This is a genomic window from Lysobacter sp. GCM10012299 (genome assembly GCF_042649405.1).
Classification (GTDB): domain Bacteria; phylum Pseudomonadota; class Gammaproteobacteria; order Xanthomonadales; family Xanthomonadaceae; genus Lysobacter_J.
This window is the reverse complement of sequence record NZ_JBHRZC010000006.1, coordinates 125,938-143,634: the sequence shown is the minus strand read 5'-3', so window position 1 is coordinate 143,634 and position 17,697 is coordinate 125,938. Positions and strand designations below refer to the sequence as shown.

12 protein-coding genes are annotated in these 17,697 nt (G+C 66.9%); 4 read left to right on the top strand and 8 right to left on the bottom strand.

Translation table 11 applies throughout. The features are described 5' to 3' along the window. Positions 1-30: 30 nt before the first annotated feature. The 3 genes from ACFOPO_RS15595 to ACFOPO_RS15585 are packed head-to-tail and all read left to right on the top strand — an operon-like array spanning position 31 to position 2,575. Complete coding sequence (locus ACFOPO_RS15595) at positions 31-1,356, top strand: MFS transporter (protein WP_386704362.1); 1,326 nt, start codon at positions 31-33, stop codon at positions 1,354-1,356. Beyond that, complete coding sequence (locus ACFOPO_RS15590; RefSeq protein ID WP_386704361.1) at positions 1,353-2,006, top strand: DsbA family oxidoreductase; 654 nt, start codon at positions 1,353-1,355, stop codon at positions 2,004-2,006. Before ACFOPO_RS15595 ends, ACFOPO_RS15590 begins: the two co-directional genes overlap by 4 nt. After that, on the top strand, positions 2,003-2,575 hold the full coding sequence (locus tag ACFOPO_RS15585; protein WP_386704360.1) for an RBBP9/YdeN family alpha/beta hydrolase: 573 nt from the start codon (positions 2,003-2,005) through the stop codon (positions 2,573-2,575). The genes ACFOPO_RS15590 and ACFOPO_RS15585 overlap by 4 nt, the downstream gene beginning before the upstream one ends. 91 nt (positions 2,576-2,666) lie before the next feature. Here ACFOPO_RS15585 and ACFOPO_RS15580 read toward each other — a convergent pair whose 3' ends face one another. The 7 genes from ACFOPO_RS15580 to ACFOPO_RS15550 all read right to left on the bottom strand — a co-directional run bounded on the left by ACFOPO_RS15580 (position 2,667) and on the right by ACFOPO_RS15550 (position 13,346). Further along, the gene (locus tag ACFOPO_RS15580; RefSeq protein ID WP_386704359.1) at positions 2,667-4,307 is read right to left on the bottom strand and encodes a 3-(methylthio)propionyl-CoA ligase; all 1,641 of its coding nucleotides are present in this window, start codon (positions 4,305-4,307) and stop codon (positions 2,667-2,669) included. Position 4,308: 1 nt separating this feature from the next. Further along, a complete protein-coding gene (locus ACFOPO_RS15575; RefSeq protein ID WP_386704357.1) occupies positions 4,309-6,714 on the bottom strand; it encodes an RND family transporter in 2,406 nt (801 codons plus the stop codon). Between the two features lie 25 nt (positions 6,715-6,739). Then, positions 6,740-7,822: a WD40/YVTN/BNR-like repeat-containing protein gene (locus ACFOPO_RS15570; protein ID WP_386704356.1), complete on the bottom strand. Its 1,083-nt coding sequence runs from the start codon at positions 7,820-7,822 to the stop codon at positions 6,740-6,742. Between the two features lie 85 nt (positions 7,823-7,907). Then, positions 7,908-9,266: a DUF1329 domain-containing protein gene (locus ACFOPO_RS15565; protein ID WP_386704354.1), complete on the bottom strand. Its 1,359-nt coding sequence runs from the start codon at positions 9,264-9,266 to the stop codon at positions 7,908-7,910. Between the two features lie 31 nt (positions 9,267-9,297). Further along, on the bottom strand, positions 9,298-11,163 hold the full coding sequence (locus ACFOPO_RS15560; protein ID WP_386704353.1) for a DUF1302 domain-containing protein: 1,866 nt from the start codon (positions 11,161-11,163) through the stop codon (positions 9,298-9,300). A 360-nt stretch (positions 11,164-11,523) separates the two neighbouring features. Then, a complete protein-coding gene (locus ACFOPO_RS15555) occupies positions 11,524-12,333 on the bottom strand; it encodes an isocitrate lyase/phosphoenolpyruvate mutase family protein (RefSeq protein WP_386704352.1) in 810 nt (269 codons plus the stop codon). A gap of 62 nt (positions 12,334-12,395) precedes the next feature. Continuing rightward, positions 12,396-13,346 (bottom strand): M28 family metallopeptidase, encoded by a 951-nt coding sequence (locus ACFOPO_RS15550; protein WP_386704351.1) that lies wholly within the window; start codon positions 13,344-13,346, stop codon positions 12,396-12,398. Between the two features lie 140 nt (positions 13,347-13,486). Between ACFOPO_RS15550 and ACFOPO_RS15545 the strand changes: the two genes are divergently transcribed. Next, positions 13,487-14,134 (top strand): response regulator, encoded by a 648-nt coding sequence (locus ACFOPO_RS15545; protein ID WP_386704350.1) that lies wholly within the window; start codon positions 13,487-13,489, stop codon positions 14,132-14,134. Positions 14,135-14,239: 105 nt separating this feature from the next. Here ACFOPO_RS15545 and ACFOPO_RS15540 read toward each other — a convergent pair whose 3' ends face one another. Further along, positions 14,240-17,368, bottom strand: a complete 3,129-nt coding sequence (locus ACFOPO_RS15540; protein ID WP_386704349.1) for an Rne/Rng family ribonuclease — start codon at positions 17,366-17,368, stop codon at positions 14,240-14,242. Positions 17,369-17,697: the final 329 nt, after the last annotated feature.

The following is a 17,697-nucleotide window of genomic DNA, read 5'->3' as shown; positions in this document are numbered from 1 at the left end:
CCTCCGCCTACTGAACTGCAGGTTCGAACCATGGCCTACCACTCCCTTCCGGATCACGGCAACGACGACCCCGGCGCACGGATTCCGCGACGGTACGCCTGGGTCGTGTTTGGCCTGAGTTTCGGCCTGCTGCTGTCGGACTACATGTCGCGGCAGGTGCTCAATGCCGTGTTCCCGCTGCTCAAGCAGGAGTGGGCGCTGACCGATGCACGGCTCGGGTTGTTGAGCGGCATCGTGGCGTTGATGGTGGGCGTGCTGACGTTCCCGCTGTCGCTGTTGGCCGATCGCTTCGGGCGGGTGAAGAGCCTGGCGCTGATGGCGGGCATCTGGAGCCTGGCGACGCTGGGCTGCGCGGTTGCGCAGCAATACCCGCAGATGCTGATCGCCCGTTTCTTCGTGGGCGTGGGCGAAGCGGCTTACGGCAGCGTCGGCATCGCCGTCGTGCTTTCGGTGTTTCCGAAAGACATGCGGGCAACGTTGACGGGTGCCTTCATGGCCGGTGGCATGTTCGGCTCGGTGCTTGGCATGGCGCTCGGTGGGGCCGTGGCCGCGCACATGGGCTGGCGTTGGGCATTCGCGGTGATGGCGCTGTTCGGCCTGGCGCTGGCGCTGCTGTATCCGATCGTCGTCCGGGAGAAGCGCATAGCGCCGCCCGTGCCGACGACCAAGGCCGATCTTGAAGCGCTACCGGCTGCACGCGTTCCGCTGCGCAGCCTGGTCAACAGCCGCTCGGTGGTGGGGGCCTACATCGGCAGCGGCCTGCAGCTGTTCGTCGGCGGTACGGTCATCGTCTGGATTCCGAGCTACCTCAATCGCTATTACGGCATGGCCACCGACGTCGCCGGCGGTGTCTCGGCGATCATCGTGCTGGTCAGCGGCATCGGCATGATCGCCTGCGGCATGCTCAGCGATCGCATGTGCCGCAATGCGCCGCAGCACAAGTTCAACCTTGCCATTGCCTACGCCCTGGGCAGCTGCGTGTTGCTGTCGCTGGCGTTCGCGCTGCCACACGGCACGCCGCAGCTGGTCATGATCGCCATGGGCATGTTCCTGGCGGCCGGCACCAGTGGGCCGGCCGGCGCGATGGTCGCCAACCTGACGCCGCTGCCGATCCATGGCACGGCATTCGCGACGCTGACGCTGGCCAACAACCTGCTTGGCCTGGCGGCCGGGCCGCTGGTCACCGGCCTGCTCGCCGATGCACTGGGCCTGGCGAAGGCCTTCCAGCTGGTGCCGCTGATCAGCGTGGCCGCGGCCGCGGTGTTCTACTTTGCGAAACGCCATTACCTGAACGACGTCCAGCACGTCGGAACCCAATCGCGCAGCTACGGGGCTGGCATGCAGGCGCAGACGTGAGCACCGGCAACAAGCTCACGATCGGCATCCACTTCGACCTGATCTGCCCCTGGTGCTTCATCGGCAAGCACCAGTTCGCGATGGCGCGGGGCAAGTACACGCAGATGTTCCCGACGGTCAACGTGGAAACCTTGTGGCACCCGGTGCAACTGCTGCCCGATGTGCCAACGTCCGGCCTGCCATTCGCCGAGTTCTACGAACGACGGCTGGGCTCGCCGGAAGCGGTGAAGCGCCGCCAGAAGCAGGTGGCGCAGGCGGCCAGCAGCGTCGGGCTTGAACTCGACCTGTCCGCCATCAAGCGCATGCCCAACACCGCCAGGGCCCATCACCTGCTTCGCCGGGTTGCGACATCAGGCGGGTTGGCGGTGTACGAGGCGCTGCTCGATCGCCTGTTCGCCGCGTACTTCCAGCGTGGCGAGGACATCGGCGACGCGGCGACGTTGCAGGCGCTGGCGACCGAAGTTGGCGTGCCTTCGCATGTGGTCGACGCGGCGCAGACGGACGTGGGCAATGTCGCCACCACCGCCGCCGTCGAGGGCGTGCCGCATTTCGAGTTCAACGGGCGCCTGTCGCTGTCCGGCGCGCGCGATGCCGCGATCCTGCTGATGGCCATGAGCAAGGCCATGCCGGGCACGAAGGAGCTGCCATGAGCATTCAATCGACCATACTGATCGTTCCCGGGCTGCGCGAGCACGTGCCGGAACACTGGCAGACGCTGCTTGCCGCCGGGCTGCCCAAGGTGCACACGGTGCCGCCGCTGGAGCAGGACAAACTCAGTTGCGCCGCGCGGGTGGAGGCACTGGATCGTGCGTTGGCCGCCATCGACGGTCCGGTGATCCTCGTCGCCCACAGTGCCGGCGTGATGATGGTGGCGCACTGGGCGCTGTCGTCAGCAGGGGATCGGCCGATCAAGGGCGCGCTGTTGGCCACGCCTGCCGACGTGGAGATCCCGTTCCCGGTCGGCTATCCGACACTGGACACGTTGCGCGAAAACGCGTGGTTGCCGATTCCGCGCAGCAGGCTCGGCTTCCCGAGCCTGCTTGCGGCCAGCCGCAATGATCCGCTGTGTTCGTACTCGCGCGCAGAATCGCTGGCGCACGACTGGGGCAGCGAACTGGTGGACCTGGGCCAGGTCGGCCATCTCAATCCGGCCGCAGGTTTCGGCAAGTGGCCGCAGGCGATGGAACTCATCGCCCGCCTCGACGACCAGTACCTGTAGCGCCGTAGCCCGGGTAAGCGAAGCGCACCCGGGTTGATGCATGTCCGATCCCGGGTGCGCTTCGCTTACCCGGGCTACCCCGGGCTACGGGTCAGGCCTCTTCGGGGAAGCGATAGTCGCGGTACTGCTCGCGCAACACCGCCTTGTGCAGCTTCCCGGTCGCCGTATGCGGCAGATGGGGCACGAACAGCACGTCGTCCGGCAACCACCATTTGGCGACCCGGTCCTCCAGGTAGCGCAGCACGGTCTCGCGTTCCATCGTCTGGCCAGGCTTGACGACCACCAGCATCAACGGCCGCTCCTGCCATTTCGGGTGGGCGATGCCAATCACGGCCGCCTCGGCGATGGTCAGATGCCCCATCGCGGCATTCTCCAGCGCGATCGAAGAGATCCACTCGCCGCCGGACTTGATCACGTCCTTTGCACGGTCGGTGATCTGCATGTAGCCGTCGCTGTCGATCGTCGCGACGTCGCCGGTGTCGAAGTAGCCCTCGTCGTCGAGGATCGAGCCGCTGTCGTCACGGTAGTAGGCGCCAGCGATCCACGGGCCACGGATCTTCAAGTGCCCGGCAGCCTGTCCGTCGTGTGGCAGGCGACGCCCTTCCTCGTCGGTGAGCTTGAGGCTGACGCCGAACACCGGCCGACCTTGCTTGGCCTGCACCTGCAGGCGTTCGTCGAGGGGCAGGGCAGTGTGCTTCGGCAACAGGTTGCACACGGTGCCCACCGGCGAGGTCTCGGTCATGCCCCAGGCATGGACCACGAATGCACCAAAGTCGCGTTCGAATGCTTCGGCCATCGCCCGTGGTGCCGCGGCGCCACCGATCACGACCCGGCGCAGCGCCAGTTCGGCGGACGGCTGCAGGCCTTCGGTCGCCACATGCTGCAGCAGCATCATCCAGACCGTGGGCACGCCCAGGGCGAGAGTGACCCGCTCGTCGCGCAGCAGCTGATAGACGCTGGCGCCGTCGAGGGCCGGACCCGGCAGGACCAGCTTGGCGCCGCTCATGGCGCCGGCGTACGGCATGCTCCAGGCGTTGACGTGGAACATCGGCACGACCAGCAGTGCCGTTTCGTTGCGCGATACCGCAAGGCTGTCGACGGTGCAGGCGCCGTAGGCGTGCAGCACGGTGGAGCGGTGCGAATACAGCACGCCCTTGGGCATTCCCGTGGTGCCCGAGGTGTAGCACAACGATGCGGCGGCGCACTCATCCAGGTCCGGCCAGGCAAAGTCGCCGGTCTGCGCCGCGAGAAGTTCCTCGTAGCACAGCAGGTCGGGAATGGCGGATTCGGGCATGTGTGCGCGATCCGTCATCACCACGAAGTGGCGAACGCTTGCCAGCTTCGGCAACAGCTTCTCGACCAGTGCCACGAAGCTCAGGTCGAAGAACAGCACCGTGTCTTCGGCGTGGTTGATGATGTACTCGAGCTGTTCGGGGAACAGACGCGGGTTTGCGGTGTGCAACACCGCGCCCATGCCGGAGACGCCGAAGTACAGCTCCGTGTGGCGATAGCCGTTCCACGCCAGCGTGCCGACGCGATCGCCGCGCTGGACGCCCAGGGCGGTGAGGGCGCTTGCGGCCTGGCGCGCGCGCCGATGGACATCGCGGTAGGTGCAGCGGTGCAGCGGGCCTTCGACCGTGCGCGAGACCACCTCCGCATCCGGGTGGCAGGCCACCGCGTGTTCGATCAGGGACGAAACCAGCAGCTTGTGGTCCTGCATCAAACCCAGCATGTCATGCCTCCACTTTGCGCAGCAGGAAGTGCGAGAGCGCGGGAATCAGGACCAGCGCGCCGATCATGTTCCACAGGAACATGAAGGTCAGCAGGATGCCCATGTCGGCCTGGAACTTGATCGGCGAGAACGCCCAGGTGATGACGCCCGCGGCCAGGGTGATGCCGACCAGGGCAACAACCTTGCCGGTGAACATCACCGCATGCCGGTAGGCGGCGGCGAGCGGCACGCCCGCACGCTGCTGGCCCAACTGCACGCTCAGCAGGTACAACGCATAGTCGACGCCGATGCCGGCACCGAGCGCGATCACCGGCAGCGTGGCGACCTTGACGCCGATGCCCAGCCCCACCATCAGCGCCTCGCACAGGATCGAGGTCAGGATCAGCGGCAGCACCGCCACCACGACCGCGCGCCAGCTGCGGAACGCGACGAAGCAGAGCAGGGCGACCGCGCCATATACGTACAGCAGCATCGAGCGGCTGGCGGCGTGGACCACTTCGTTGGTGGCCGCCTCGATGCCCGCCGAACCGGCGGCCAGCTTGAACGTCACGTCGCGGTCGTTGTGGCGCGCGGCGAAGTCCTCGGCAATGGCGGCAACACGCTTGAGCGAATCGGCCTTGTGGTCAGACAGGTAGGCGATCACCGGCAGCACCGAGCACTCGGTGTTGAACAGGTCCGGGTTGAGCACCGTGGCCTGCTGGCCGGAGTAGTTGATGACGTCCTGGTTGCGATTGATGGTCAACCACTTGGGATTGCCCTCGAACGAACCGGCGGTGATGTTGCGTACCGCGTCGACCAGCGACACGGTGGTCTGCACCGCCGGGTCCTGCTGCAAAGCCCAGCCCAGGCGGTCGGCCTGGATCAGGGTCTTGTAGTTGAGGCAGGCATCCTTGGGCGTCTTCACGATCACCGCGAACAGATCGCTCGACAGTGCGTAGTTGGCAGTGATGAAGGCATTGTCCTGGTTGTAGCGCGAGTCCTTGCGCAGCTCCGGCGCGCCCGGATCGAGATCGCCGACCTGGAGGCCGCGGCTGACCCACAGGCCACCGGCCGCGAGCAGCACCGCGCCGGTGATCGCCGCGATCGCCCAGCGCCGTTCGGTGAACTTGTCCAGTACGTTCCAGAAGGCGCCAAAGCCGCGTCCGCTGGCTTCCTCGCGCTCTTCGCGCAGGCTGCGCGTGGCGGCCGCCGGGCTGACGCCGACGTACGACAGCAGCACCGGCAGCAGGATCAGGTTGGTGAACACCAGCACGCCGACGCCGATGCTGGCGGTCAGCGCCAGCTCCTTGATCACCGGGATGTCGATGGTCATCAGCACCGCGAAACCGACCACGTCGGCCAGCAGCGCGGTCAGGCCGGCGAGGAACAGGCGGCGGAAGGTGTAGCGCGCGGCAACGAGGCGATGCGTGCCGCGACCGACGTCCTGCATGATGCCGTTCATCTTCTGTGCGCCATGGCTTACGCCGATGGCGAAGATCAGGAACGGCACGAGCACCGAGAACGGGTCCAGCTCAAAGCCGAGCAGGCGCACCAGGCCCAGCTGCCAGATCACGGCGACCACCGAGCAGGCGACCACCAGCACGGTGCTGCGCACGCAGCGGGTGTACAGGAAGATGATGAGTGCGGCGATCAACGCTGCACCGAGGAAGAAGCTGGCGACCTTGACCAGGCCTTCGATCAGGTCACCGGCGAGCTTGGCGAAGCCGATGACGTGGATCTTGACCTTGCCCTTGCCGGCGGCCTCGTACTTGGCGCGCACGCGCTGCTCGAGCTGCTGCGAGAACGCGTGGTAGTCCAGGCGCTCGCCGGTCTCCGCATTGCGCTCGAGCAGTGGCACGAACACCATCGTCGAACGGAAATCGTTGGCGACCAGGTTGCCGACGATGTTGGCGCGGCGGATGTTGAGCTTGAGCGCATCCACGGATGCGGGCGTGCCGTCGTAGTTGTCCGGCATCACCGGCCCGCCGACGAAGCCTTCCTCGTTGACCTCGCTCCAGCGCACGGCCGGGGTCCAGATCGACTTCATCCAGGCGCGGTCGACGTCCTGCATCAGGAACACTTCGTCGTTGACCTGCTTGAGGACTTCGAGATATTGCGGATCGAAGATGTCGCCTTCAGTGTTCTCGACCACCACGCGCACCGAGTTGCCCAGGCCGCGCAGGCTGCCGCGGCTCTCCAGGTAGTTCCTGATGTAGGCGTGGCCGTGCGGAATCATCTTCTCGAAGCCGGCATTGATCGCCAGCTTCGTCGCCTGGAATCCGAGCAGCACGGTCAGCAGCGCACAGGCGACGACGATCAGCAGCCGGTGGTTGAAGATGGCGCGCTCGAAGAACTGGCCCGAGCGGTGGTCGAATTCCTCGATCGAGCGGACGACCGGCATGTCGAGGGGGGTGTCTAGCTTGTTCAAGCGCAAATCCTCTCGGACAGTCGGTTTACAGTTCAGGGCGTACGACGCGCACGCCACGAAGTCCGGTGAGGACCACGGCATCGCCGGAAACGGCCAGGCCGGTGCAGGGCATGGCGCCCTTGAGATCCAGGCGACGGAATGACGCGCCGTCGTCGCTGCTAGTCAGTACGTCACCCGCCATCGAGCACAGCAGCAGGCGCCCGTCGGGCATGACCTGGCCGGCGGTGATCGACGCGGTGGTGCCGGTGTTCACAGGTTCCCAGGTCTTGCCGCCATCCAGCGAGCGAAAGGCGGTTCCCTTCAGCCCATAGGCGAGCACCAGCCCGGGCTTGGTGAGCAGGCCGAAGTAGCTGCCTTCGTACGGCGTATGCAGCGCGTTGAAACGCGACGTTGCCGGATCGAAGCGCAGCGCCAGGCCCAGTTCGCCGACGATGTACAAGCCGTCACTGCTGCCGCGGATGCCGTACAGGTGGTAGAAGCGATCGTTCTGGGTGTGGTCGATCCATGGCTGCCAGGTCTGGCCGCCGTCGCTGGTGTGGAAGATCAGGTTGTAGGCGCCCACGACGAAGCCTTCGTTCGCGTTGGCGAACCAGACATCGAGGAACGGCCGGCTGGGGCCCTCCGTTGATGCACGGTCGGTCTCGGCCTTCAGCGCGTCGAGCAGGGAAACGTCGGTCGTCGCCGGCAGCTGCCGCACGTACGAGAGCATCAGCGTGTTGGCGCGACGGCCATCGAGCTGGACAGACCAGGATGCGCCGCCGTCGGCGGTGTGCAGGACCACGCCTTCGTGGCCGACTGCCCAGCCCTGGTTCGCGTCGACGAAGTGCAGCGCGGTCAGGTCGGCACTGACCGGAACCTTCGCCTGGTGCCACGACGCACCGAGGTTGTCTGAGTAGACGATGTGCCCGCGTGCACCGGCAACGACCAGGCGCTTGCCGGCCACGGCGCTTGCCTGCAGCGTCCGCTGCGTGGTGAGCGCGCTGGTCTTTGCCGGCTGGTCGAGCACATCGGTGAACGTGGTGCGGCCCGTGGCCGACGACGCGGTGGCGGTGACCAGCAGGGTCGCCAGTGCGGCCAGGGCGACGTGTCTGTAGCGAAGATGGTTCATGACTTGGTTTCGTTCAGCGACAGGACTTTGAAACGCTGACCTCCGGCGGCGGAAGAGCGCCGCCGGAGATCGTGTCCGTCAGGACTCAGCGCACGCCGGCGCCGGCCAGTGCGTCGGGCGACCACTGGTTGACCGGCAGCGGGTTGGTGTAGCGGATGCCGTCGTACGGACCCATCAGGAAGCTGATGTTGTACACGCCCGAAGTCAGGTCGTAGAACACCTGGGTCTCGGCATTGGGCGTACGCGTGTCGTAGCTGGGCGACATGTGCGCGAACGATGCACGGTACAGGCGGCCGTTGGCGTCGTACTGGTCGGCGGCCAGGGCGGTCCAGCTGTCCTCATCGAGGTAGAAGGTGCGCTTGGCGTAGATGTGGCGCTTGCCCGGCTTGAGCTTGGCTTCCACGACCCACACGCGGTGCAGTTCCCAGCGCACCAGGTCCGGGTTGACGAACTGCGGCGTGGTCACTTCCGCGGCCTTCTTCGCGTAGGTCAGGCGATAGGTGTTGTACGGGACCAGCACCTCCTTCTTGCCGACGAGATTGAAGTCGTAACGGTCCATCGAACCATTGAAGATCCAGGCGTCGTCGTAGGTGGCCGAACCGGCGGTGCCGGGGTTGGGCGTGTCGTAGGAGATGTCGGGTGCGAGCTTCACGCGGCGCTGGCCGGGCAGGTACAGCCAGGCGCGGCGCGGACGCTTGAACGGATTGACCACGTCGACCGCCATCAGCGCTTCGCCTGCGCGGCGCGCCGGTGCGTTGTAGAAGATCTTGGTGCGGAAGTAGACGTCGGTTTCTTCCGCCGGCTTGGTGGCGGCCGGATCGTAGTAGGGGTATTCGACGAACAGCTTGCCGCTGGTGGCCAGCGCCGGCGTGCCGGACGAATCGACGTTCCAGTTGTCGTACTTGAAGTTGCTGGCGACGCCGACATAGCGCAGCAGGTGGTTCCACATCGCCTCGTAGCCGCTCTTCGGGATCGGGAACGGATAGCCGCCGATGGCGCCGGAGATGCCCAGTCCGCCGTCCTTGGTGCTGGCGCGGGTGGCATTGGCGGCAGTGTTGTCGAGCACGCGATCGGGCAGGGCGACGGTGCGGTGGGTCGGGTACACGTCGATGCGGTAGTTCGGGTACTTCTTCAGCAGTGCACGCGCGCCGACGGTCAGCTGGCCCTCGTACTGGGCCATGTTCTTCGAGGTGATCGTGAGGCGCGGCTTTTCGCTGGCGAACGGATCAGGACGGATCGAGGTGCCGGCCTTGAAGCCGGCCGGTGCCGTGATCAGCCCGCCGGTGTAGGCGGGGATGGTGCCGTCGGCGTTGGCGCCGGTCTCGGCGCCGACGCGGGTCAGGCGGGTGCCGAGCTGCTTGGCCTCATCGGCGGTCACCGCGGCTGCTGCGTTGCCGATTACGGCCAGCAGTGCACCGGCGAGGAGGGTCTTGGCGAATGTCATGGTGTGTTCCTCTGCAAATGTCTGGAGTGCTTCAGAGCGTGGTCTTGAAGGTGAAGACCACGAAGCCGCGATCCGTCAGCAGCGAGTTGGCGCCACCGTACGAGGTGATGGCGTTGGCGGGATTGGTGGTGGCGTTGCCGAGGAAGTCGACGTACTTCAGGTCGAAGCGGTACTTCGAATGAAGATCGACCGCGACGCCGACCGAGTAGCTGCCGGCGCCTTCGTTGCCACCCAGCAGCACCGCGGAATTGCCGCTGATGCCCTGCGAGTAGCTGATCGGCACCGACAGGTCGGCACCCGGGAACACCTGGTACTTGGTCGGCGTGAAGTTGACCGCCAGGCCGTAGTAATCCTTGGTGACCTTGTCTTCCGGCGTGACCGGCGTGCCGCCGGGGCCAATGACGGTGTAGTTGCTGCGGCCCTTGAACACGGCAGCGCCTTCCTTGACGTCGCTCCAGTGGTTCCAGGCCAGTTCGACGATCAGGTTCGCGGCATCCCAGACCGGGGTGTCGGCGAAGCTGGCGAAACCGTTTAGCACGCCGTGCCAGGTCGAGCCGCGCGCGCCGCCGGTTTCGCCTTCGGTGGGCGGAGCGAACAGGCTGCCTGGCGGCAGCGAGGCGGCCAGCGGTGCCAGCGATGCCGGCAGCACGCTGACGGTGTCGCTCAGCAGCGGCATGTTCTCGCGGTAGTTCAGGTCGGCACCGACGCTGACGCCCCACAGGTTCTTCGACAGGCTCAGGCCGTAGATCTTGATGTCATCGGCGTAGGCAGCGGCATAGCGACCGATGGTGCCGCCGAGCACTTCCGGAACCGTCGCGGCCGTCGGATTGATGTAGCAGGTGGTCGCGTTCAACGGCACCAGGCCCAGTGCGCGGCACAGCGTTGCCGGCGTGCCCGGGCGCACCGCCGGAGTGGCGTTGCCCTGCGGCAGCACGTCGGCCGTCTCGCGGTAGTAGGCACCCAGCGTGCCGTCGAGCCACATCGGGCTCCAGCGCGCGGACAGGCCGAAGTCGCCGTGCTTGTCCGGCTCGCTGTCTTCGCCACGCACCAGGCGGTTCACGCCCAGCGGGTTGGCGGCGGTCACCGCCGCGGCACTGAAGATGAAGGACTCGCCGCCGCGCAGCAGGTGGTCGTTGAAGCCCAGGAACGAACCGGCCTCGGGAATGCGGGCCTGTTCCCAGTCGAAGAAGTACTGGCCGGCGAAGGAAAGCTCCGGCGTGACCTGCATCTGCGCCGACAGCGCTTCGCGCGGCAGGAACAGTTCCTTGGCTTCGGTGCCGGGCACCGAGAACAGCTTGCCCAGGTCCAGTGCCGACTGGCCGTAGCTCAGGCTGTGCACCGGGCTGAGCATCGCCTCGCCCCAGAACACGGTGTGGCGGCCGAGCTTGACGTTGACCGGCATCGAGCCGACGTCGAACTTGCCGAACACGAATGCATCGAGGATTTCCCCCGACGGGCCGTGGAAGTAGCGGTCGGTTTCATCGCTCAGGCCGATCGCGGCGCGGCCATCGCGCATGTGGTTGGACGAGACGAGGTGCGTGTTGTCGATGTCCTCGTAGGCCAGGTCGTACCAGCCGGCGGCGCTGACGCGGAAGCCGAGGCGGTCCTGGTAGACGAAGTCCAGTTCGCTCAGCAGGTCGAAGCGCTCCGAAACCATGCCAGTGTCGAAATTGCGGTCGCCGTCGTCGTAGTTCGGGCTGTTGAGGATCTTGGCGTCCGGGCTCTCGACGCGATTGGCCAGGTTGACGCGGATGGTGTTGTCCCAGCGGAGGACGATGTCCGGATTGCCGGTGTTGATCTCCACTGCGCCTGCGCTGCCGGCAGCGGCCAGCGTGGCCGTGATGATGGCGCTGAGCAGGCGCCTGGGCGCCTTCGATACTGCCTTCGTTGCGTTCATTGACTTCACTGCACCCCGCCCCCGTGGTTGTGTTCGAAAGTCCATCGGGCCGACCGTTCTTTCGCGGCGGCAACCGAATGGAGCGATCGACTATAGGGAGGCAGCGGGCTGCAGATTTTTACAAACAGCGTCAGCGACTTGTCATTTCATGACAAGGCCACCGGAGCGTTTTCATGAATAGCGACGGCGTGCAGCGGCGCCTGTCCACACATGCGCCATGTGCGAAAACGGCTTGAATTCAAGGGTATTCCGGGTCGCCCGCGACACGGTGGATGGGCCCCGGAAACACCCGTTCAGGGAGCCAGAAACCGCCCTCGACGGACTTTGCGTCGACGGGCGCCTTTACCAGGTCCGCGGCGCTCAGCGATCCGCGAAAAGTCCGTTGATCGCCCCATACCCCATGGCATCCGTCGACGCAGGACTGCGACCGCTGCGCAGGAACTCCCGTGCGCCGGCGCGCGTGTGGGCGAACGCCTCTTCGGAGAGGTTGGACCCGGCACTGAGCCGGCGCACGCCCAGCGACTCCAGCGTCGCCGTATCGGGCAGGTTGGGGCGCAGCATCACGTTCAGCGGCATGCCGGCGCGGGCGGCTACCGCACCGATATCGTCGGCCTCCGTCAGGCCCGGCACGAACAAGCCGTCGGCGCCGGCGTCGCGGTACTGCGCGGCGCGGGCGAGGGTGGGCTCGACACGCTCGCCGGCGGGCGCGAGCCCCCGCAGGTACACGTCGGTCCTTGCGTTGACATAGACCTCCAGCCCGCGCTGCGCGCATTCGCGCTTGATCCGCTCGATCTTGGCGCAGAGCAGTTCCGGCGCGCCGGCGCCGTCCTCGAGATTGATGCCGACCACGCCGTTGCCCGCCAGGCGCACGACGTTGTCGGCCACGGTCGCCGGATCATCGGAGTAGCCGCCCTCGACATCGACGCTGAGCGGAATCGCGATCACGCGCGCGATCGAGGCCGCCGTGGCCACCAGTTGCGCAACAGGCAACTGGTCGCCGTCGGCATAGCCGTTCGCCCAGGCAACGCCGGCACTGGTGGTGGCGATGGCCTTGGCCCCCAGGCTCTCGATCAGCCGCGCACTGCCGGCATCCCAGGCATTGGGCAACAACAGCAGTCCAGCTGCATGAAGTTGACGGAACCGCGCTGCGTGGCTGGCGTTGCTCGACATGGAAGCCTCACGATTGAATGGGGGCGAAAGCGTTGGACCAGAGTGGCAGGAACAGCTGGCGATTACTGGCCGTTTGCGGACGTCGTAGTGCCTGCCGCCGGTGCCGTCGCGTCCCAGCCACGCAATGCCTTCTCGACGGCATCCACGCCGCGCACGGCAGCGGTCGCATCGACCTGGTCGACGGTGTCCTTGTCGCTGTGGATGACCTCCATGACTTTCGCAGGCGCGGTCGGCTTCTTGCCGGCGTAGGCCTCAAGCACCAGCTTGATCTCATCGGCGCCGACCAGCGAATACGACACCGCCGGCCAGCCTGCGCGGATGAAGGGCAGGTGGTCGGTGGGCGGGTACTGCTCGCCCGGCGAGAAGCCGATGCCAACCGCCTGCGTTGCGGTTTTGCTGCTGTCGACCAGCGCCTGCTGGCCCGTTGCCGGCGCCATCATCCACAGCGTGTCGCCCCAGCCGAACACGTCGAAGTTCACGTACAGCGCGGGCTTGGTCTTGCCGGCCGCGACGTATGCCTTGGAGCCGAGCAGCCCGAGTTCTTCCAGGTCCCAGAATGCAATCGCGACGCGATGGTGCTGCAGCGGTTGCGCACGCAGTCGCTGCGCGAGCGCGAGCACGGTGGCGCTGCCGGAGGCGTTGTCGGTGGCGCCCTTGCCGTGTTCGACGCGGTCGGAGTGGGCGCCGATCAGCAGCAGCGGTGCACCTTCCGGACCACCCAGATCGGCAATCAGGTTCTCGCCTTCGCGCTTGCCGTCGACGAAGGCTTCCTTGCGCCAGGCGATGCCCATCGCATCCATCCGCTGTGCGATCGCGGCGCGGCGCTGTGCGTTCTCGCCGGCGTCGGAAATCGCCTGGACGTCGCCGAGCCACTGCCTTGCCGCGGCGGGCTTGGCTGCAGGAGTAACCGGCACGGGCGCAACGACCGCGGCGGCGCTTGCGCGCGTTGCCTGCGAAGTCGGCGCACATGCGGCAACGAGGAGCACGGCGAGAGCGGGGGCGAGCTGACGCATCTGGTGGAATCCTTGTCGGGAAAACCCGCAGTGTGCCCAAGCTTGCGCCCAGTGCAATGGGCCATTGGGCCTGGCGGGTTGCGCCCCCCGAACGTGGCGCGTAGCCTCGGGACCCGGCGAGAAACTGCCCGGGGAAAAGGATGAGCATCCGAGTTTTCATCGTAGACGACCATGCGCTGGTCAGGACGGGCATGCGCATGATCCTGTCGGCTGAGACCGACATCGAAGTAGTGGGGGACGTGGAGAACGGCGAGCTGGCATTGCCGATGATCCGCAAGCTGCAACCCGACGTCGTGCTGTGCGACCTGCACCTGCCCGGACTGAGCGGGCTGGAGGTCACCGAGCGCGTCGTGCGTGGCGATCACGGCACGCGCGTGATCATTGTTTCCGTGCTCGAGGATGGGCCCATGCCCAAGCGCTTGCTCGAGGCCGGCGCGTCGGGATACGTGGGCAAGGGCGGCGATGCAAGCGAGCTGGTGCGGGCCGTGCGCGATGTCTCGCGCGGCAAGCGTTACCTGGCCAGCAGCATCGCGCAGAACCTGGCGCTGTCAGGCATCGCCGGCGATTCGTCTCCGTTCGACGAGCTGTCGCCGCGTGAACTCGAAGTGGCGCTGCTGCTCGTGCAGGGCTTGCGCCAGGACGACATCGCCAAGCGCCTGAGCCTCAGCGCCAAGACCGTCAACACGCACAAGGCACGGCTGTTCGAAAAGCTCGAGATCCACGACAACATCGCGCTGGCACGCATGGCCAGTCGCTATGGCCTGGTGGATCCGGTCAACGCGCTCTAGAAAGTCGCGCCTGCACGGCAGGCGCTGATTCGTACCGCTGAAACAAGACTGGCCGCCAATGGCGGCCAGTTTTGCTGGTGCGAAAACCGGGAAGGCGAACGCCGGTCAGGCGTGGCCTTCCTCGTGCTTGGGCTCGCTGCCGCGCTTGTCGGGTTCGTGCGCGGCGACGTCGGCAGGCTCTTCCACAGCAGGCTCGACCGCGGTCTGCTCGACAGCGTCCGCTTCCGCGGTGGCATCGGCACCCGCGACGGCGGCATCGGCCGCAGCGGCGACCGGTTCCACTTCGACCGGTGCAATGCCTTCCTGCGGCAGGGCGTCGAACAGGCCGGCCGTGCGCGGAATGTCCGCGACCGGGGCAACCGGTGCGACCGGGCGCGAGTCGGTGATCTGCACTTCGTCGACGCGGGCCGGCTCTTCCTGCACGTGATCCTGCAGGGACGGCGCTTCCGGCTGTACCGGTGCGACCGGCGCTTCGACCACCGCCGGCGCTTCGACAACGACCGGTTCCGGCACGGTTTCGACGACTGTTTCTGCTACCGGTTCGGCGACAGTTTCTGCGACAACGTCGGTCACCACGACAGGCGCTTCGACGACCGGCGCTTCGACCACCGCAACCGGGGCAGGGGCCACATCAGCAACCGGTTCGGCCTTCACGGCCTCGACCACCGCCGGCGCAACCGCTGCCACTGCCGCAACCGCGACCGCGGCCGGAGCGACGGCGGCGGGCCTGGTCGCCTGCGTGCCGACATCGGCTTCGTCATCGAAGTCGAACTCGGGCTGCGAACGGTTCGCGGCGACGGCCGGCGCCGGAGCGTGCTCGCCGCCAGCGTCGTCTTCGTCATCGAGCAGATGCTCATCCTGCATGCCGGCTTCTTCACCGCCGGCCGTGCCTTCACCACCACCGCCACGACGACGGCGACGACCACCACGACGACCGCGGCGACGACGACCACCGCCTTCACCGGCGGCTTCGCCAGCGGCAGCGTTCTCACCCGGGGCGGCAGCGGAAACAACGCCTTCAACCTTGGCGGCTTCGACGGCTTCACCCGCCACTGCGGCGGCGGCGATCGCCGGTGCTGCGGCAATGATCGCGGCTTCCGCTACCGGTGCTGCTTCCGGCTTGGCTGCGGCAGGCCTGGGCTCGCGCGGCGGACGCGGGGCGGCTTCGCCCTGTGCCTGCTGGCGGTCATCGGCCTGCGGCTTGGGCGGCCTGGGCTGCTGCTGTTGCTTGGGCTGCTGCTGTTGCTGCTGCTTGGGCTGTTGCGGCTGCTGCGCCTGCTTGGGCTGGTTGCCCTGGGCCTGCTGCTTGTCGCGGCGCTGCTCGTCCCGACGCGGCTGCTCGTCACGGCGTGCCTCGTCGCGACGCGGCTGCTCGTCACGGCGGCCGTCGCGGCCACCCTGCTTGCCATTGCGGCCGTCGCGGCGCTGCGCGCTGCGGTCATTGCGCTCGTTGCGACCGCGACCGTCCTGCGGACGCGCGGCCGGAGCCGGTTGCGCCGCAACCGGCTGGCTGCCACGGAAGAAACGCAGGATGCGCTCGACCACGCCGATCGAATGCGTCGGCGTGGCGACCACCGGGGCCGGTGCCTGGACCTGCTCGACCGGCTGCTCACGCGGCTCGCGCAGCGGGGCAGGCTGGGCCGGCTTGACGTTGGTCACGGCCGGGGTCGGCGGGATGTTGAGGTGGGCCTTGGTCAGCGCGTGCGTCGGCAGCTTGCGCGGCGTGCCGCGCTGGTAGCTGGGCTTGCTCGACTCTTCGCCCAGCTCATTCTCGCGGATGCGCGTGACTTCGTAGTGCGGGGTGTGCAGCTGCTCGTCGGCGACGATCAGGATCGGCGCGTCGTGGCGCTTCTCGATCTCGCTCAGGGCGCGGCGCTTCTCGTTGAGCAGGTAATTGGCGATCTCGGTCGGAGCCTGCACCAGCACCTGGCCGGTGTTTTCCTTCATCGCATGCTCTTCGGCCAGGCGCAGGATCGACAGCGACAGCGACTCGACGCTGCGCATGCGGCCATGGCCTTCGCAACGCGGGCAAACAATCTGGCTCGACTCGCCCAGCGACGGACGCAGGCGCTGGCGGCTCAGTTCGAGCAGGCCGAAGCGCGAGATGCGGCCGATCTGCACGCGCGCACGGTCCTGCTTGAGGGCGTGGGCGAGGCGGTTCTCGACGTCGCGCTGGTGCTTGTTCGACGCCATGTCGATGAAGTCGATCACCACCAGGCCGCCGAGGTCGCGCAGGCGCATCTGGCGTGCGACTTCCTCAGCCGCTTCCAGGTTGGTGTTGAACGCGGTTTCCTCGATGTCGCCGCCCTTGGTGGCGCGCGCCGAGTTCACGTCGACCGCGGTCAGCGCTTCGGTCTGGTCGATCACCAGCGCGCCGCCCGACGGCAGGCGCACTTCGCGCTCGTAGGCGTTCTCGATCTGCGATTCGATCTGGAAGCGGTTGAACAGCGGGGTGTCGTCGGTGTAGTGCTTGAGCTTGCGCAGGTTGTGCGGCATCACCTGCTCGACGAAGTCGCGCGCCTCGGAGTACATCTCGGGCGTGTCGACCAGGATCTCGCCGATGTCCGGGCGCATGTAGTCGCGCAGGGCGCGAATGATGAGGCGCGATTCCTGGTACAGCAGGAACGGAGCCGGCTTGGTCAGCGCGGCCTCGGCAATGGCCTTCCATACCTGCAGCAGGTAGTCGAGGTCCCACTGCAGCTCTTCGGCATCGCGGCCAACGCCGGCGGTGCGGATGATCACGCCCATGTCGTCGGGGATGTCCAGGCTGTCCATGGCCTGCTTGAGCGCGGCGCGGTCATCGCCCTCGATCCGGCGCGAGACGCCGCCGGCGGTGGGCGAGTTGGGCATCAGCACCATGTAACGGCCGGCCAGGGAGATGAACGTGGTCAGGGCGGCGCCCTTGTTGCCACGCTCTTCCTTGTCGACCTGGACCACCACTTCCTGGCCTTCGCGCAGCAGTTCACGCAGGCCGGCCTTGTTGTGGTCGACGCCAGCCTGGAAGTAATCGCGGGAAATCTCCTTCAGCGGCAGGAAGCCGTGACGCTCGCCGCCGTATTCGACGAAGGCGGCCTCGAGGGAGGGTTCGAGCCGGGTAATGCGGCCCTTGTAGATGTTGGACTTCTTCTGTTCTTTCGCCGGTTGCTCGATGTCGATGTCGTACAGCGTCTGGCCATCGACGGTGGCGACGCGCAGTTCTTCTGCCTGCGTCGCATTGATCAGCATTCGCTTCATTGTTGCGTTCCTCGCGCGCTCCTGCGCGTGGTCGGCGCAGGACGCATGCGTCCTGCAGCCGCGGAACGCCGTGGGCGTTTCGCCTCTGGATACCGCAAGCCTGCCTCTGCCAGGGAATGTTCCGGGCGCGGCGGCTTCAAGTTTTCCAGCGCTACGACACCACGGCACGCCGCGGGAGCGCTTATCTCGTGTTTTCTGGTACTAGGGCCGGCGGCGCGAACGCCGCACGGGACGTGTTCATCACAGGTGGTTTGACCCACCGGGCGGGAACCGGTTCCGCCGGACCATCGCTGCTAACATGGCTACCCCGGGGGCAGTGGTTAGACGCG

Coding starts and splice junctions, on each gene's coding strand:
- ACFOPO_RS15565 (WP_386704354.1), bottom strand. CDS start 9,266: ATGACATTCGCCAAGACCCTCCTCGCCGGTGCACTGCTGGCCGTAATC.
- ACFOPO_RS15580 (WP_386704359.1), bottom strand. CDS start 4,307: ATGCTGGGTTTGATGCAGGACCACAAGCTGCTGGTTTCGTCCCTGATC.
- ACFOPO_RS15540 (WP_386704349.1), bottom strand. CDS start 17,368: ATGAAGCGAATGCTGATCAATGCGACGCAGGCAGAAGAACTGCGCGTC.
- ACFOPO_RS15595 (WP_386704362.1), top strand. CDS start 31: ATGGCCTACCACTCCCTTCCGGATCACGGCAACGACGACCCCGGCGCA.
- ACFOPO_RS15570 (WP_386704356.1), bottom strand. CDS start 7,822: ATGAACCATCTTCGCTACAGACACGTCGCCCTGGCCGCACTGGCGACC.
- ACFOPO_RS15550 (WP_386704351.1), bottom strand. CDS start 13,346: ATGCGTCAGCTCGCCCCCGCTCTCGCCGTGCTCCTCGTTGCCGCATGT.
- ACFOPO_RS15560 (WP_386704353.1), bottom strand. CDS start 11,163: ATGAACGCAACGAAGGCAGTATCGAAGGCGCCCAGGCGCCTGCTCAGC.
- ACFOPO_RS15585 (WP_386704360.1), top strand. CDS start 2,003: ATGAGCATTCAATCGACCATACTGATCGTTCCCGGGCTGCGCGAGCAC.
- ACFOPO_RS15545 (WP_386704350.1), top strand. CDS start 13,487: ATGAGCATCCGAGTTTTCATCGTAGACGACCATGCGCTGGTCAGGACG.
- ACFOPO_RS15555 (WP_386704352.1), bottom strand. CDS start 12,333: ATGTCGAGCAACGCCAGCCACGCAGCGCGGTTCCGTCAACTTCATGCA.